The following is a 14,605-nucleotide window of genomic DNA, read 5'->3' as shown; positions in this document are numbered from 1 at the left end:
GTATCCCGCAAATCGATGAAAGCGCTCCGCCCCTGAGATCGGCGACAGTCAATTATCGGGAAAGAAGAGAGAACAATGATGAACGCACTATTGTATTGTCTGGTCGTGGTGATCTGGGGTACCACATGGATCGCCATTTATTTGCAGCAGGGCCCCGTTGCCGCGCCGGTCTCGATTTTCTGGCGCTTTGCGGTGGCGACGGCATTGATGATGGTCATTATGCTGGCGCGCGGTAAGTTGCGTTCGCTATCGTTACGCGACCATCTGTTCTGCCTGCTGCAAGGGAGTTGCGTCTTCTGTTTCAACTTCTGGTGTTTTTACACTGCGGCGGCCTGGATCAATACGGGACTGGAGTCGGTGATTTTCTCCATGGCGGTTCTGTTCAACGCGGTGAACAGTTTCTTCTTCTTTGGGCAAAAACCCCCCCTGCGCTTTTATTGCGCCGCCGCGCTGGGGCTTACCGGTATTGTCACCCTCTTCTGGCACGATCTGATGAGCAGCGGCTTTAGCGGATCGTTGCTGCTGGGGATTGGTCTGAGCGCGCTGGGAACGTTTGGTTTTTCACTGGGAAATATGATCAGCCTCCGCCATCAGAAGAAAGGTCTGGAAGTGATGACCACCAACAGTTGGGCCATGCTGTATGGCACACTGTTGATTGCGACAATTGCACTTGTGCGTGGGGATGATTTCACCCCGCAGTGGACTTTCAGCTATCTCGGCGCCCTGCTGTATCTGGCCGTTTTCGGATCGGTTGTCGCCTTCGGCGCTTACTTTACGCTGGTGGGGAGAATTGGCCCGAGCAATGCCGCGTACAGTACGCTGCTATTTCCGCTGGTGGCGCTGTCATTTTCTACGGTTTACGAAGGCTATAGCTGGCAGATGAATGCGGTGGCTGGGCTGGTTCTGATTCTGGTAGGAAATCTGGTGATGTTTGCCCGCCCACCGGCGCTTTTACGCCGCCGGATGGCATAGAAAAACGCGCCATCAGAACGATGGCGCATCAAAATCATTTCCGGTTTATGTCAAACATGGTGGCATCCGTCGCCATGTCATCCACAACCTGTTTCAGGTTCTCAAACGCCATCGGCGTGCTCTGGTTGTTCAGGTCTTTACCTTCGCCCTGACGAACGACTTTAATCACCGGCTTATTGGTCGCCGCATCGATTAGCTCGCCTTCAAAGTAGAGATGGGTGTCCATAGTACGGTGACCGGTTGCCATTTGCGTACCAGCAACCACCAGCGCCACAGGCACCACTTCATAGAATTGCAGCCCTTCTTTACTGGTATCCACCCCGGTGATCGCCCCGCGGAAAATCAGGCTACGCGGCCCTGGCGTGGTCACCAGCGGCTTACGTTGACCGACGGCAGTTTTCAGTTTTGTATTGGTATAATTCAGCAGTTGATCGAGCACTTTCTGACCGACCTGAGTGGTCGGTTTCGGTGTCGGATAATAGGTTATGGGATTCCAGACAATGTTGTCATATTTGGTTTCGCTGTAGCTGGGATCGACCCAACGTAATACCGGATGCCCGGTAGCGGATTTTGTTTCCTTAAGACCTGAGTAGTCTTTTAAAAAACCAGAATATTTATCTGGCTGTGTGACTTTTGATGCACAGCCGGATAAGGCCAGTAAACCCGTAAGCACTGCAACTTTAAATAAAGTATGAGTACGCATGAAACGATCCCTTAGAATATGCAATTATGCAATTGAAATAGTAGCAAAGGGAAATCATCTGCGTTGGATAAAAAATGGGATGCCATCCACTTTTTTTCAGAGCGCCCATTTTGCGAAAAAGGCCGGGCGCTGAGGGGGTTAGCGGACTATCTACTTAGGCTGTTTTACGTGCCAGCAGCGTGGCAAAACGTAGCCTGATTCGATTGCCATTAGCATCAGTACGATGCAGCTCACCGACATCTTCATTATATTTCAGTAATTCCCAGCCTTCGTAATAACGACGAAGTTCCCCTTCTTTAAAAGCAAACGGGAAACCCACGGTGCATGGAAAATCCGCGGTATCCATGGCGGCAACGATCAGGTTATAACCACCGGGCTTTGTGCAACGCTGCATATTGTCAATTAAACCCGGAATTGTTTTGGCTTCCAGGAACATCAGTACCACGGTGGAGAGAATAAAATCATATTCACCCTCAAACGTCAGGGCGTTGAGATCCACGACTTTCGCCTGGAGATTGCCCAGCCCTTCAGCCGCTTTGATCCGCTCGACGTTGGCAATGCTCATCGGGTTTTTATCCCACGCGGTCACGTCATAACCCTTCGCCGCCAGATACAGACTGTTGCGGCCATTGCCACAGCCCAGATCCAGCGTTTTTCCCGGTTTGACGACCCTCACCGCCTCCAGAACTTCAGAATGCGTGCGGGTTAAGTCGTATTTTTCAGTGAAGTAATTTTCGTCACGAAGGGTCATTTCTTATCCTCAGATTTCAGTAATGCCGTGCGCGCTGTGCGAATGAGCAGTTTTCCCTGCATCAGCAGTGCGAACGTACGTACCAGCAATAATGCGATGATAACATTGGTAAAGATGAACAGCGGCACCGCCAGCGTGTGAAAAAAGCCAGCGGTGCTGGCGTGGCCGAGATGCAACCCCGTGGTCGCCAGCGCCGACACGCCGAACGAGAAACTCCAGAACGAGGCGTTAAACGGTTGCGACAGATACCAGGGCATCAGGCGGAGCATAAACAGAAGTTGCAGCAGGCCGTAACCAAATAACATTTTCGCCAGCGTGTCGCCCACGCCCCCGTTGACGCTCAACCAGGCGCTACAGGCCACCAGTGCGGGAGCCAGTTGGATCCCAAGCGAAGTCCGCAAAGCAGCAGGTAATTCACCGGCACTGCGCAAACGCTGCAAAATCACCGGCTCCAGGCTCAGCCAGGAAAAAACGCCAGCCCCTAAAAAGACCAGTCCGGCATCGGTATAGCCTAATGCGCCGCAGGCCATCGCGCTGATGAAGTTGTTAGCGACCGTTGGTAAGTAGAGTCCGGGTGTTGTCGCCTCCTGTGGATGCGAACCGCGCCACAGTCCGGCGGTCTGCCACGCGGCATAAACCAGTTGAATGACCACCCCGATGCCAAACAGGCCAATCGCCAGCGGACGACACCACGGTACAAAGCCAATCGCCACCAGCATCGTGGTGGCGGGAAACAGGCTGACAAAACTGCTCATCACCGGATGGCGAATCTCAGCGATCACGCTGTGCGGAAAGCGGATCAGGCGCGTGATAAACGCCAGCGTCAGCAGCCCCCAGATTATCATCGCCAGAATCACCAGACCGTCGCCGAACCAGTGGCTGACGGGCCAGATTTGGCTGGCATAGCGCCAGGCAAACCCCATTCCAATCGTCCCAAGAACCATGCCAAAGTAACCGGCGGGAAGATTCAGGACGCGATCGTTACTCTTGCTGTTACTCATTTTGTTTATTTTATAAAGTATATTTTAAATGCATTTTATGGAATTTTATCCGTGTTAGCCAGCGCCGCAGAATTTGCTACGGTTATAGTAAGCGACTAAACGGAATGCTTTCATGCGTAAATACCGACTCAGCGACGAACCGCGCGCGTTCAGTTATCTGGATAATGGCAATAAAAAGAGCGTATTACTACGCCAGATTATCGCACTCGTTGACTTCAGTGATGTGAAAGCCGGTGACGCTGGCGGCTGGATAGATGACGAAAGCGTGCTGGCCCACACCGGGAATTGTTGGATTTACGACGAAAACACGCTGGTCTTTTCCGGCTGTACGATTTCGGGCAATGCGCGCATCACGCAGCCCTGTCTTCTACGCGACAACGTCAGCCTTGGCGATAACGTCTGGATTGACCGCGCAGAGCTCAGCCACGGCGCCAGAATCAGTGACAACGTCACAATTCAGTCATCCACGGTCCGGGGCGACTGTCACCTCTTTGGCGACGCACGGATCCTGCAACAATCAGAAATCGTCGCAGCACGCGGACTCACCGTTGAGCGCGATCGGATCCTGCAAGTGTATGACCGCGCTACAATTAGTCACTCACGCATTGTCCACCAGGCGCAAATCTATGGCGACGCCATCATCAGTTACGCCTTTATTGAGCATCGTGCGGAAGTTTTCGATGACGCGCTGATTGAAGGTAATGACGAAAACAACGTCTGGATTTGCGATTGTGCGAAAGTCTACGGTCGTGCTCAGGTGATTGCCGGCACGGGGGACGATGCGATCCCCACCCTGCGCTACAGTTCACAGGTAGCAGAGCAGGCGCGAGTGGAAGGCAACTGTGTGCTTAAACATCACGTACTGGTGGGGGGAAACGCCGTACTGCGCGGCGGTCCCATTTTACTCGACGATCACATTCTGATTGAAGGTGATGCGCGCATTCTCGGTGAGGTGTTGATTGAAAATCACATCGATATCCGTGGGCACACCACCGTTGAGGCGGCCACAGACGATGCCATTCACCTGCGCGGCCCAAAAGTGTTTAACGGCGAGCAGCACATCACCCGCACCCCGCTGATTGGTTCACTGTAGCGACGAATCGACGATCCGGGCGTACAGGTTAACATCGTCATAGTGACCGTTCAGGAACTCCGCCTGCTTCAGGCAGCCTTCCAGCGTAAAGCCATTGCGCTGCGCAACCTGATTGCTTGCCTGATTTTTTACCCGACATTTGATCACAAAGCGGCGGATTTCACCGCGCCCGGCATAGTGGTGAATAAACGCCTGCAACGCGCGCGACAGGATCCCTTTCCCCTGCTGCGTTTCGTCGATCCAGTAACCGATATACGCCGCTTTGTTCAACGGCTCGATCTGATTAAACGACAGCACGCCCAGCATCTCCTCGCCGTCAAAAATGAGGAACATTTTGGCGTAGCCCCGCTGATGCAGCATCATATTGCCCTGCACCGTTTTGTACGTGTCCTCTTGCGTGTTGACGTATTGCGGCCAGTCCAGAAACTGCTGTAGCCAGGCGCTGTTTTTACGTACCAGTTGATGCAGCCCGGCAACGTGACATTCCTCTACCGCCCGTAATTGCAGCGTGTCATTGATCTCAATAATTTCACTCACCCGTATTTTTCCTCCCGTGTTCAGACATTCATCCGCATTGAGCGTTTTTATTCCACTTACCTCACATTATTTTTTATTTTCTCTGCTTTCGCTATTTCCACGTGAAGCTGCTCACAATTATTCGCCCAGCCAGCGCCTATAAAACGCTCAACGAGTGATTGTTTTATCTTCTACGGAGATCGTTATGTCATTTTCTGTGCAGGAAACGCTGTTCTCGCTTTTGCATCTCAATGCCATTTCAGGACATGAAAACAGCGTCGCTGAGGTCATGCTACGCGAATTTAAACGTCAGGCAAAAGAGGTCTGGCGCGATCGGTTGGGAAATGTCGTCGCCCGCTATGGCAGCGATAACCCGAATGCTTTGCGGCTGATGATGTTTGCTCACATGGATGAAGTCGGCTTTATGGTACGCAAAATTGAGCCATCGGGTTTTTTGCGCTTCGAACGGGTGGGCGGCCCGGCACAGGTCACCATGTCCGGTTCGGTCGTCACGCTCGCCGGGGATAACGGCCCGGTGATGGGATGCATTGGTATTAAAGCGTACCACTTTGCAAAGGGGGATGAGCGCACGCAATCGCCTTGCGTCGATAAGCTGTGGATTGATATCGGTGCGAAAGATAAAGCCGACGCCCTGCGGATGGGCATCCAGGTCGGCACACCGGTTACGCTGTACAACCCACCGCAACTGCTGGCGAACGATCTCGTGTGCAGTAAAGCGCTGGACGACCGTCTGGGATGCACCGCGCTACTGGGCGTGGCGGATGCCATCGGCGCGGCGTCGCTGGATATCGCCGTTTATCTGGTCGCGTCCGTGCAGGAAGAATTCAACATCCGTGGCATTGTCCCGGTTTTACGCCGCGTTAAGCCGGATCTCGCCATCGGCATTGATATCACACCGTCATGCGATACGCCGGATCTGCAGGACTACTCCGACGTCCGGGTTAATCAGGGCGTCGGCATCACCTGTCTGAACTATCACGGCCGTGGCACGCTGGCTGGATTAATCACGCCACCGCGCCTGATCCAGATGCTCGAGCAGACGGCCCTTGCGCACCACATTCCCGTGCAGCGTGAGGTCGCGCCTGGCGTTATCACCGAAACGGGTTATATCCAGGTTGAGCAGGATGGTATTCCCTGCGCCAGCCTCTCTATCCCTTGTCGCTATACCCATTCTCCGGCGGAGGTCGCCAGTCTGCGCGATTTGACTGACTGCATTCGCTTATTGACCGCCCTCGCTGGCATGCCAGCAGAGCACTTTCCCGTTGAGCCTGATTCAGGCACTACACAAGAGGCACACCCATTATGAAAAAGATCCTTGTGGCATGCGGTACCGGCATGTCGACGTCAACCATGATTGCGCACAAGTTGCAGGAGTTCCTTGCCGAACAAGGCATTGCGGCAAGCACCGCCCAGTGTTGTCTCAATGAGATCCCGCTGAATTGTAACGGCATGGACCTGATTGTGACCTCCATGCGCACCAACAGCGATTACGGTATTCCCACGTTAAACGGCGCAGCCCTGCTAACGGGAATTAACGACGACGCCCTGAAGCAAGAAATCAAGGCACTGTTAACGCAATAACAAGGAGGCACTATGTTTGACTACATCCTGTCTCTCGGTGGTACCGTCTTTGTACCCATTATCATGATTGTGATTGGGTTGATCTTCCGTATTCCCTGGCTGCAGGCGATCAAGGCCGGGGTGACGGTAGGGATTGGCTTTGTCGGGATGGGACTGGTGATCGTCATGGCGATTGACAGCCTCAGCCCACCTATCAAAGTGATGATTGAACGCTTTGGCCTGACCCTGCATGTGTTTGACGTCGGCGCAGGGCCGGCCTCTGGCGTCGGGTACGCCACCGCCATTGGCGCAATGATTATCCCGATCATTTTTCTGCTCAACGTCGCAATGCTGGTCACCCGTCTGACCAAAACCATGAACGTCGATATCTATAACTACTGGCACTATGCCATTACCGGCACGGTGGTCCAGTTAATGACCGGCAGTCTGATTTATGGCGTGCTGGGTGCCATCTGCCACGCGGCCTTGTCGTTGAAAATGGCTGACTGGACGGCTAAACGCGTGCAGAGCATCGTCGGTCTGGAGGGGATCTCCATTCCGCAGGGTTATGGTTCCAGTTCAGTACCGCTGTTCGTTCTGCTCGATGCCATCTATGAAAAAATTCCGTTTATGAAGGGACGCAACATTGATGCCCAGGAGATCCAGAAACGCTACGGCATGGTCGGCGACCCGGTCATTATCGGCGTGGTGCTCGGTCTGATCTTTGGTCTCGCAGCGGGTGAAGGCTTTAAAGGCTGCGCCAGCCTGATGATCACCGTTGCGGCAATTATGGTGCTGTTCCCGCGCATGATCCGTCTGATTGTTGAGGGGTTACTCCCCATCTCCGACGGCGCACGAAAATTTTTCCAGAAGCATTTCAAGGGGCGCGAGGTGTACATCGGTCTGGATACGGCCGTCACGCTGGGTCATCCCACCACCATTGCCGTGGGTCTGCTGCTGATCCCCATCATGTTGATTCTGGCCAGCATCTTACCCGGCAATAAAGTGCTGCCGCTTGCCGATCTGCCCGTCGCACCGTTCTTTATCTGCATGGCAACGGTAATCCATCGCGGCGACCTGATTCGCACCTTAATCAGCGGCGTGATTGTTATGGTAACCGTCCTGTTGATTGCCACGCAGTTTGCCCCGTACTTCACCGAAATGGCGCTTAAGGGCGGCTTCAGTTTTGCCGGTGAAAACGCGCAAATCTCGGCGCTGTCCGTGGGCAACATGTTTGGCTGGTCAATCTCGGAGCTGATGTCGCTTGGCATTATTGGCGTCGTCGTGGCGGTGGGTATCGTCGCCAGCGTCGTGCTGTTCTTACGTAAACGTGAACTATCGGAATAAGGAGTACCTTCAATGAGTTGGCTGAAAGAGGTTATTGGTACGGAAAAAGCCGTCATTGCCATGTGCCATTTGCGCGCATTGCCCGGCGACCCGAGCTTTGATGCGCAGAAAGGAATGAACTGGGTGATCGATCGCGCCCGGGACGATCTGCTGGCGCTACAAAATGGCGGCGTGGATGCCGTGATGTTTTCCAACGAGTTTAGTCTTCCCTATCTCACGAAGGTTCGCCCGGAAACGACCGCGGCAATGGCGCGGGTTATTGGGCAGTTGATGAGCGAAATCCGCATCCCGTTTGGCGTCAATGTGCTGTGGGATCCCGTCGCGTCGTTCGATCTGGCCATGGCAACGGGCGCAAAATTCATTCGCGAGATTTTTACCGGTGCCTATGCCAGCGACTTCGGCGTCTGGGATACCAACGTCGGCGAGACCATTCGCCATCAGCACCGTATCGGCGCGGGTGAGGTCAAAACCCTGTTTAATATTGTGCCTGAAGCGGCGGTGTATCTGGGCAATCGCGATATTTGTTCCATTGCCAAATCCACCGTCTTTAACAACCATCCGGATGCCCTCTGCGTCTCTGGCCTGACGGCGGGTGCGCGCACCGACAGCGCCCTGCTGAAGCGGGTCAAAGAAACCGTGCCTGATACCGTGGTGCTGGCAAATACCGGCGTGTGTCTGGAGAACGTGGAGGAACAGTTGAGCATTGCCGACGGTTGCGTAACGGCCACCACCTTTAAAAAGGACGGCGTGTTTGCCAACTTTGTCGATCAGGCGCGGGTCAGTCGGTTTATGGAAAAAGTGCATCACCTGCGGCAATAAAAAAGGGGATAAGCAGAGCGCTTACCCCCGGTAGAACAGCGATCCCTGCCGCCTTCGTCAAAAGTCACGACGGGGATCGCTATCAGAGTAACCTTAACCGGCAAGGAGTCAACGACTGATGATAAACGATGTTAAGTGGGTACAGGCGCAGCGTGAGGCCAAAGACTGGCGTCAGGCCGTCGAAATCGCCGCGCGCCCGCTGATTACTTTTGGCGCTGCGCAACCGGGCTACGTGGCTGGCATCATCGACAACACGCTGAACTGGGGGCCGTATTATTTAATTGCCCCTGGCATCGCCTTGCCCCATGCGCGCCCCGAGCAAGGCGCTAACCATAATCAGGTCAGCATCACGACGCTCAAAACGCCCGTCGCGTTTGGTCATGAGGAGTGCGACCCGGTCTGGCTGCTGCTGTGCGTCAGCGCGACGGATGCTAACGCGCATATCCTCACTATTCAGCGTATCAGTCAGTTTATTGATTCAGCCGAACGACTCGCGGCGGTGCGACAAGCGCAAACCGACGCCGCGCTGTTCGCGCAGGTATGCGGATAACGGAGGCGATGATGATTCTCCACCCTTCTCTTGCATCGGCAGATCCGCTGCACTACGGGACGGCGCTGACCGCACTGGCCGATGCCGATATTGGCTCGCTGCATCTGGATATCGAAGACAGCAGCTTTATTAACAACATTACCTTTGGCCTTAAAACCGTGCAGGCCGTCGCCCGGCAGACCACGCATCCCCTCTCATTTCATTTTATGATTTCCCGTCCACAGGACTGGTTTTCTGCTCTGGCGGAGTTCAAACCGGCGTGGATTTTTGTTCATGCTGAAGCGCTGGCCTACCCGTCTGAAACGCTGGCAGAAATAAGGCTTATCGGCGCGAAAGCCGGGCTGGCGTTTAATCCGGCTACTGCCATTGACGCGTATTGCTATCTGGCCCCGCACCTGGATGCGGTGATGGTGATGACCAGCGAACCCGACGGAGTCGGCCAGCAGTTCATTCCCACCCTGTGTGAGAAGGTTCGTCGCGTGCGCGAGTGTTTTCCTGAAGCGGCGTGCTGGGCCGATGGCGGCATAACGCTTTGCGCCGCACAACATCTGGCGACAGCGGGCGCGCAGCATCTTGTCGTGGGACGCGCCTTGTTCTCATCAGAGAATTATCACGCCACGTTATCCCGGTTTGCCGGACTGTAAGAGGAGATTGCTTCGATGAGCCAACAGCGCCCTGACCGTATCAAACAGATGCTGCACTATCTGTGGCAACATCGCCATCTCTCGACCCAGCAGGCCATGGAACTGTTTGGCTATGCGGAGGCCACCGTTCGTCGTGATTTTCAGTATATCGCCAGCCAGTATCCCGGCATGATTCGCGGCCACGGCAGCCTGGATTTTGACGACAGCATGGATGACAAAGAGTATGTCTTCGACGTCAAGCGGACACTGCAAGCGGAGGCAAAAAAAGAGATAGCCGCCCTTGCCCGCACGATGATCAAAGACGGTGACTGTTTCTTTCTTGATTCTGGCTCCACCTGTCTGGAACTGGCGAAATGTCTGGCCAACGCACGGGTGAAAGTTATCTGCAACGACATTAAAATCGCTAACGAGCTGGGCTGTTTTCCGCACGTCGAGAGCTACATCATCGGAGGGCTCATTCGTCCGGGTTACTTTTCGGTGGGGGAAAGCCTGGCGCTGGAGATGATCAATGCGTTTTCGGTGGAACGGGCCTTCATCTCCTGTGATGCGCTGTCGCTGGCAACAGGGATCACCAACGCCACAATGTTCGAAGTCGGCGTTAAAACACGAATTATTCAACGCGCCCGCGACGTGGTACTGATGGCCGATCATTCAAAGTTTGATGCCGTCGAACCTCACGCGGTTGCAACGCTCTCTTGTATTAAAACAATTATCAGCGACAGTGCGCTCGCGGATGACATTGTGCAGCGTTACACCCACGCGGGATGCCATTTGGTTTTGCCACATCGCTGAATCACTGAATCGCAGGCACAAAAAAAGCCGCCAGGTCTGGCGGCTCATAAACGCGGATTATCCCGCATCAACACTTTCTTTCTGGAGTATTTTGAGCATATCGTCCTTCAGCTGAAGTTTCTGTTTTTTCAGACGAACGACTTCGAGATTGTATCCCCGACCATCGGAACCTTCCAGCCTGGCAATTTCATGATCAAGGTTGTTGTGCTTTTCGAAAAGAGACAAAAAGCGAGGATTCTCGGATTTCAGTCGGGAAATCAGATCTCTGTATTCTGGAAACATACGCTCTCCCTGTTAGTGATAAACCATGTGTATAAGAAATACACATCCTCAGCTTACCTATTTGACTTAGGGAAAAATGCGAACGAGATCGTGTTTAATTCCTGTACAGATATTTCACGCACAACTCTGTTGACGCCCTTCGCATGACGAAGGGCGTTGCTGCCGATTAGCGCATCACGCGATCGTCGACATAGCGGCGTTTATCCGGTGCGGGCGGGAAGTACTGATATAGCCAGGTTTCACTGATCGCCTCTCCCTGGCAGCGCAGGAACATGCGCATATCCACCGGGTCGGTCGAGTCGGACGTGGGATACCAGTCGAACTGAATGCGATAGCCGTCAAACGGCTCAACGTAGAGGATCTCAATCTGTTTCGCTTCACCGCTGGACAACGTAATCACCGGCTCAATGCCTTTCGGCGCAGCCGCTTTCAGATCGCCGCCCACGAAATCAACAGCAAAACGTCGCGCCCATTTCTCCGGATAGTGCTCACCGGGTGCCCAGCCTTCCGGGAACCCGCCCATGCCGGTCCGGGTTGCCATCACGCGCGCCAGCGGCGAACGAACCGGCGGCTGCGCGCTCCAGTACAGACGGTATTTGTATTCCAGCTCATCCCCTGCTTCGATGGCTTTTTCAGGTTGCCAGAAGCAGACGATGTTATCCAACGTTTCGCCGGTCGTCGGGATCTCCATCAGGCCGATGGTGCCCTTACCCCATTGGTTACGCGGTTCAACCCACAGGCCTGGACGCTTGTTATACCAGCCCATGATGTCCTGATAGTGGGTGAAATCGCGATCCAGTTGCAGCAGGCCGAACCCTTTCGGGTTGTTATCGGTATAGGCGTTGAATTGCAGCTTCTGCGGGTTGTTCAACGGACGGCAAATCCACTCACCGTTACCGCGCCACATCGCCAGCCGATCGGAGTCGTGGATTTGCGGGTGAATGGTATCGCACATGCGGCGTTCATTATTCCCGCAGCTGAACATACTGGTCATCGGCGCGATGCCCAACTGTTTGATGTCTTTACGGGCATAGAGACGGTTTTCGACATCCATGATCACCTGGCTCTTCTCGCAGTGAATCACGAACTTATAGGCACCGGTGATACTTGGACTGTCCAGCAGCGCGTACACGGTAAACGTGGTGGCGCCGGGTTTTACCGTATCGAACCAGAAGGCGGTGAAATCCGGGAACTCTTCTTTGGTGTCGGTGTAGGTGTCAATCGCCAGACCGCGCGCGGAGAGCCCGTACTGGTAAGTATCATCCACCGCGCGGAAATAGCTCGCGCCGAGGAAGGAGACGACGTCACGACGCGCCAGTTCGGGCGCTTTGAAAACGCGAAAGCCGGCAAAGCCGAGATCGGTTTGCCCTTCCAGTTGTTTGGTATCGACGCCCGCATCATTGTACTTAAACAATTCCGGACGGAAGTGGATCTCACGCGCCTGATGGGTGCTGGAGTCCACAGAGAACATACGCACCCGGCGACGAAAGCCCATCCCGACGTGGAAGAACTGCGCATCCAACTGGCGGCCTTCGACGTTGTTCCACAGCGATTGCGCGGCATCGTACTGAATGCTGTTGTAGGCCTGCGGCGTCAGATTCGCCAGCGTATTGGGCAACGCGCGCGGCGCACCGCCCCACGGTTTCTGCGCGAGATCGTGCGCCATCGATTGCAGTACGGAAAAATCAAAGCGGACGGTTTGTCCGTCCGCAATATCGGATTCCGCCGCATAAGCAGCACGGGTGAAGAGTGAAGCAATACCGCTGGTACCGCACACGGCGGCCATTGCCATTGAACCTTTAATAAATCGTCTGCGATTCATACCTGAAAGTAAATCCTTCTGGTCATGTGAAGGGTCCCGCGCTGGCGCTCGACAGCGGCAAGAAGATGCATAATTCTGACCGCTCACTCTAGACAAAATTCATTAAGAATCCAATTGTTGGCCGCTGATTATCTGAACAAAACGGAAAATATTTCGTGTCGATGAGAACAGACTGATTCCCACGTAAATTTTCCCGCACAAACTTTCAGCTTATGCAAAGCTAGTCGAGACTAACATGGTGGGTCATCACCCGTTTAAAGAGCGAAAGTCGCGCCCGCATGAACCGGTTTTCAACCTTAAATCCAGCGAACTTGTTCAGCCCAATGCGTAACAACCGATCGCGCCCCCGAATACAGGCAGGCCAGCGGACCGGCCCATGAAGTACATCGCAGGACCGGCTGGCATGCCGGGCGAAATTAACCCAGTAATCCGCGACGTGGGTGGCAAAAGCGAGATCGTTTTCGTTCACGTAATTGCGCGAGGGCTCAGCGAGCATAAGCGTATCAAAGACATAGGGCACTTCATTGCCATGCCATGCGCCGTTGGCGTAAGTGTGATGTTCTGATTCCGCGACGTAATCGAACCAGTATCGCCAGCACGGTTCCCCGACCCGCTGCTGCGCCTGCATCACCACATAGCCCAACGCCGTAAACGCCATGTCCCGACACACCTGCCGTCCCAGCTCTTCATCGCCCTTCACCCCCGGATACAGCAGCTTAATCAGGCCGAGTCCCAGCCTGCGTTCTCGACGCAGCTTCTGGATTTGCCCGGCGAGGTCGATGCCGAAGACGGCCATCACGCTGGCTTCATCGCTGTTAGAACCAATCATAACGGGCATCGGGTGTTGTCTGGCGGCAAAAAAGACGTCCAGCATCGGTTCCGGCAGTATTGCATCACCGGAGATGGGCGTCGGCGCAATTTTATACGGTGCACCCAGCGGCCAGAATGCCTCAGCCGGAATGGCGCGAAGTTGTTCCGCCGTCGCGTTCTGCAAACCAAAGTACCCGGCCAGCGCAACGCCGTTTTCCAGGGCAATCTCGCGAGGCGTGTCAGGCAACGTGTAGCCGCTCTGCACAATCGCTTTATGAAATAGTCCTTTTCCGCGCGGCGAGGCTAAAAGCGAAAGTACGCTGCGTGCCCCGGCCGATTCACCGAACAGCGTGACGTTTTGCGGATCGCCGCCGAACGCCGCGATGTTTTCCTGTACCCAGCGCAGCGCGGCAATCTGATCGAGTAGCGCAAAGTTATTGAGGACCTCGCCCTCTTCGCCTTCCAGCGCCGGGTGAGCAAAAAAACCGAGATGACCGAGACGATAATTAACGGTAACGACAACGACCTCACGCTTTGCCAGCGCAACGCCGTCATAAGGCGGCAGATTGCCTGCACCGATGGTGTAGCCACCGCCATGCAACCAGACCATTACCGGAAGTGGCCGATCGCGTTCTGCCGGAGACCAGACGTTGAGATAGAGACAATCCTCAGAAAAAGCGCCAGGATCGCCGCCGCCCAACTCTTTGCAGTACTCAATGTCCTGCCAGCTTGCGCTGGAGAAAGTATTGGCGTCACGAATCCCGGACCAGGGCGTGACCGCTTGAGGGGCCCGCCAGCGGCGTTCACCCGTCGGCGGCGCGGCGTAGGGAATACCGCGCCAGAGATGGATGTCATCCTGTACGACACCCATCAACTGGCCCTGTACCGTTTCAATCAGTGGAATGCAGGGATTTACCATGTC

General features: G+C 54.6%; 16 protein-coding genes. 9 read left to right on the top strand and 7 right to left on the bottom strand.

Going from position 1 to position 14,605, the window contains the following annotated elements:
• The first annotated feature begins 78 nt into the window (after window positions 1-78).
• The gene (locus I6L53_RS10615; RefSeq protein WP_042319042.1) at window positions 79-972 is read left to right on the top strand and encodes a DMT family transporter; all 894 of its coding nucleotides are present in this window, start codon (window positions 79-81) and stop codon (window positions 970-972) included.
• 34 nt (window positions 973-1,006) lie between these two features.
• Here I6L53_RS10615 and I6L53_RS10610 read toward each other — a convergent pair whose 3' ends face one another.
• From I6L53_RS10610 to tehA, 3 genes are all read right to left on the bottom strand, one after another.
• Window positions 1,007-1,675 carry a DUF3313 domain-containing protein gene (locus I6L53_RS10610; protein WP_042318931.1) on the bottom strand — a complete coding sequence of 223 codons (669 nt, stop codon included), beginning with the start codon at window positions 1,673-1,675 and terminating at the stop codon, window positions 1,007-1,009.
• Between the two features lie 154 nt (window positions 1,676-1,829).
• Window positions 1,830-2,426, bottom strand: a complete 597-nt coding sequence (tehB, locus tag I6L53_RS10605; protein WP_042318929.1) for a tellurite resistance methyltransferase TehB — start codon at window positions 2,424-2,426, stop codon at window positions 1,830-1,832.
• A complete protein-coding gene (gene tehA, locus I6L53_RS10600; protein ID WP_042318928.1) occupies window positions 2,423-3,427 on the bottom strand; it encodes a dicarboxylate transporter/tellurite-resistance protein TehA in 1,005 nt (334 codons plus the stop codon). Before tehA ends, tehB begins: the two co-directional genes overlap by 4 nt.
• Window positions 3,428-3,539: 112 nt before the next feature.
• Here tehA and ydcK point away from each other — a divergent pair, with 112 nt between their 5' ends.
• Window positions 3,540-4,520: a YdcK family protein gene (gene ydcK / locus I6L53_RS10595; protein ID WP_042318926.1), complete on the top strand. Its 981-nt coding sequence runs from the start codon at window positions 3,540-3,542 to the stop codon at window positions 4,518-4,520.
• On the opposite strand, the gene rimL is transcribed toward ydcK, so the two are convergent.
• A complete protein-coding gene (rimL, locus tag I6L53_RS10590) occupies window positions 4,512-5,057 on the bottom strand; it encodes a 50S ribosomal protein L7/L12-serine acetyltransferase (protein ID WP_042318924.1) in 546 nt (181 codons plus the stop codon). The genes ydcK and rimL overlap by 9 nt on opposite strands.
• 184 nt (window positions 5,058-5,241) lie before the next feature.
• Between rimL and I6L53_RS10585 the strand changes: the two genes are divergently transcribed.
• The 7 genes from I6L53_RS10585 to I6L53_RS10555 all read left to right on the top strand — a co-directional run bounded on the left by I6L53_RS10585 (window position 5,242) and on the right by I6L53_RS10555 (window position 10,769).
• A complete protein-coding gene (locus I6L53_RS10585; protein WP_042318922.1) occupies window positions 5,242-6,363 on the top strand; it encodes a M42 family metallopeptidase in 1,122 nt (373 codons plus the stop codon).
• Window positions 6,360-6,638, top strand: a complete 279-nt coding sequence (sgcB, locus tag I6L53_RS10580; RefSeq protein ID WP_042318920.1) for a PTS sugar transporter subunit IIB SgcB — start codon at window positions 6,360-6,362, stop codon at window positions 6,636-6,638. Before I6L53_RS10585 ends, sgcB begins: the two co-directional genes overlap by 4 nt.
• Window positions 6,639-6,650: 12 nt before the next feature.
• Window positions 6,651-7,964: a PTS sugar transporter subunit IIC SgcC gene (sgcC, locus tag I6L53_RS10575; RefSeq protein WP_042318918.1), complete on the top strand. Its 1,314-nt coding sequence runs from the start codon at window positions 6,651-6,653 to the stop codon at window positions 7,962-7,964.
• Window positions 7,965-7,976: 12 nt separating this feature from the next.
• Entirely contained in the window at window positions 7,977-8,783 is an 807-nt protein-coding gene (gene sgcQ, locus I6L53_RS10570; RefSeq protein WP_042318916.1) for a BtpA family protein SgcQ, read from the top strand.
• Between the two features lie 118 nt (window positions 8,784-8,901).
• The gene (gene sgcA, locus I6L53_RS10565) at window positions 8,902-9,333 is read left to right on the top strand and encodes an SgcA family PTS sugar transporter subunit IIA (protein ID WP_042318914.1); all 432 of its coding nucleotides are present in this window, start codon (window positions 8,902-8,904) and stop codon (window positions 9,331-9,333) included.
• Between the two features lie 11 nt (window positions 9,334-9,344).
• Window positions 9,345-9,977 carry a ribulose-phosphate 3 epimerase family protein gene (locus I6L53_RS10560; protein ID WP_042318912.1) on the top strand — a complete coding sequence of 211 codons (633 nt, stop codon included), beginning with the start codon at window positions 9,345-9,347 and terminating at the stop codon, window positions 9,975-9,977.
• Window positions 9,978-9,992: 15 nt separating this feature from the next.
• Window positions 9,993-10,769, top strand: coding sequence for a DeoR/GlpR family DNA-binding transcription regulator (locus I6L53_RS10555; RefSeq protein ID WP_042318911.1), 777 nt, complete (start codon window positions 9,993-9,995; stop codon window positions 10,767-10,769).
• 57 nt (window positions 10,770-10,826) lie between these two features.
• Here the strand turns inward: I6L53_RS10555 and I6L53_RS10550 are convergent, their stop codons facing one another.
• The 3 genes from I6L53_RS10550 to I6L53_RS10540 all read right to left on the bottom strand — a co-directional run bounded on the left by I6L53_RS10550 (window position 10,827) and on the right by I6L53_RS10540 (window position 14,602).
• On the bottom strand, window positions 10,827-11,051 hold the full coding sequence (locus tag I6L53_RS10550; protein ID WP_042318909.1) for an HP1242/YdcH family protein: 225 nt from the start codon (window positions 11,049-11,051) through the stop codon (window positions 10,827-10,829).
• 166 nt (window positions 11,052-11,217) lie between these two features.
• Window positions 11,218-12,873, bottom strand: coding sequence for a glucan biosynthesis protein D (locus I6L53_RS10545; protein WP_042318906.1), 1,656 nt, complete (start codon window positions 12,871-12,873; stop codon window positions 11,218-11,220).
• 220 nt (window positions 12,874-13,093) lie between these two features.
• Window positions 13,094-14,602, bottom strand: a complete 1,509-nt coding sequence (locus I6L53_RS10540) for a carboxylesterase/lipase family protein (protein ID WP_042319041.1) — start codon at window positions 14,600-14,602, stop codon at window positions 13,094-13,096.
• Window positions 14,603-14,605 lie beyond the last annotated feature (3 nt).

Origin of the sequence: Citrobacter farmeri (assembly GCF_019048065.1) — a bacterium.
Taxonomy (GTDB): domain Bacteria; phylum Pseudomonadota; class Gammaproteobacteria; order Enterobacterales; family Enterobacteriaceae; genus Citrobacter_A; species Citrobacter_A farmeri.
This window is presented reverse-complemented; position numbering and strand designations above follow the sequence as displayed.

What these genes read in the sequence shown, in the direction of transcription:
- I6L53_RS10560 (WP_042318912.1), top strand. Translation starts at nt 9,345, where the DNA reads ATGATTCTCCACCCTTCTCTTGCATCGGCAGATCCGCTGCACTACGGG.
- I6L53_RS10540 (WP_042319041.1), bottom strand. Translation starts at nt 14,602, where the DNA reads ATGGTAAATCCCTGCATTCCACTGATTGAAACGGTACAGGGCCAGTTG.
- I6L53_RS10585 (WP_042318922.1), top strand. Translation starts at nt 5,242, where the DNA reads ATGTCATTTTCTGTGCAGGAAACGCTGTTCTCGCTTTTGCATCTCAAT.
- tehA (WP_042318928.1), bottom strand. Translation starts at nt 3,427, where the DNA reads ATGAGTAACAGCAAGAGTAACGATCGCGTCCTGAATCTTCCCGCCGGT.
- I6L53_RS10545 (WP_042318906.1), bottom strand. Translation starts at nt 12,873, where the DNA reads ATGAATCGCAGACGATTTATTAAAGGTTCAATGGCAATGGCCGCCGTG.
- sgcQ (WP_042318916.1), top strand. Translation starts at nt 7,977, where the DNA reads ATGAGTTGGCTGAAAGAGGTTATTGGTACGGAAAAAGCCGTCATTGCC.
- I6L53_RS10550 (WP_042318909.1), bottom strand. Translation starts at nt 11,051, where the DNA reads ATGTTTCCAGAATACAGAGATCTGATTTCCCGACTGAAATCCGAGAAT.
- ydcK (WP_042318926.1), top strand. Translation starts at nt 3,540, where the DNA reads ATGCGTAAATACCGACTCAGCGACGAACCGCGCGCGTTCAGTTATCTG.
- sgcB (WP_042318920.1), top strand. Translation starts at nt 6,360, where the DNA reads ATGAAAAAGATCCTTGTGGCATGCGGTACCGGCATGTCGACGTCAACC.
- tehB (WP_042318929.1), bottom strand. Translation starts at nt 2,426, where the DNA reads ATGACCCTTCGTGACGAAAATTACTTCACTGAAAAATACGACTTAACC.
- I6L53_RS10615 (WP_042319042.1), top strand. Translation starts at nt 79, where the DNA reads ATGAACGCACTATTGTATTGTCTGGTCGTGGTGATCTGGGGTACCACA.
- sgcA (WP_042318914.1), top strand. Translation starts at nt 8,902, where the DNA reads ATGATAAACGATGTTAAGTGGGTACAGGCGCAGCGTGAGGCCAAAGAC.
- I6L53_RS10555 (WP_042318911.1), top strand. Translation starts at nt 9,993, where the DNA reads ATGAGCCAACAGCGCCCTGACCGTATCAAACAGATGCTGCACTATCTG.
- sgcC (WP_042318918.1), top strand. Translation starts at nt 6,651, where the DNA reads ATGTTTGACTACATCCTGTCTCTCGGTGGTACCGTCTTTGTACCCATT.
- I6L53_RS10610 (WP_042318931.1), bottom strand. Translation starts at nt 1,675, where the DNA reads ATGCGTACTCATACTTTATTTAAAGTTGCAGTGCTTACGGGTTTACTG.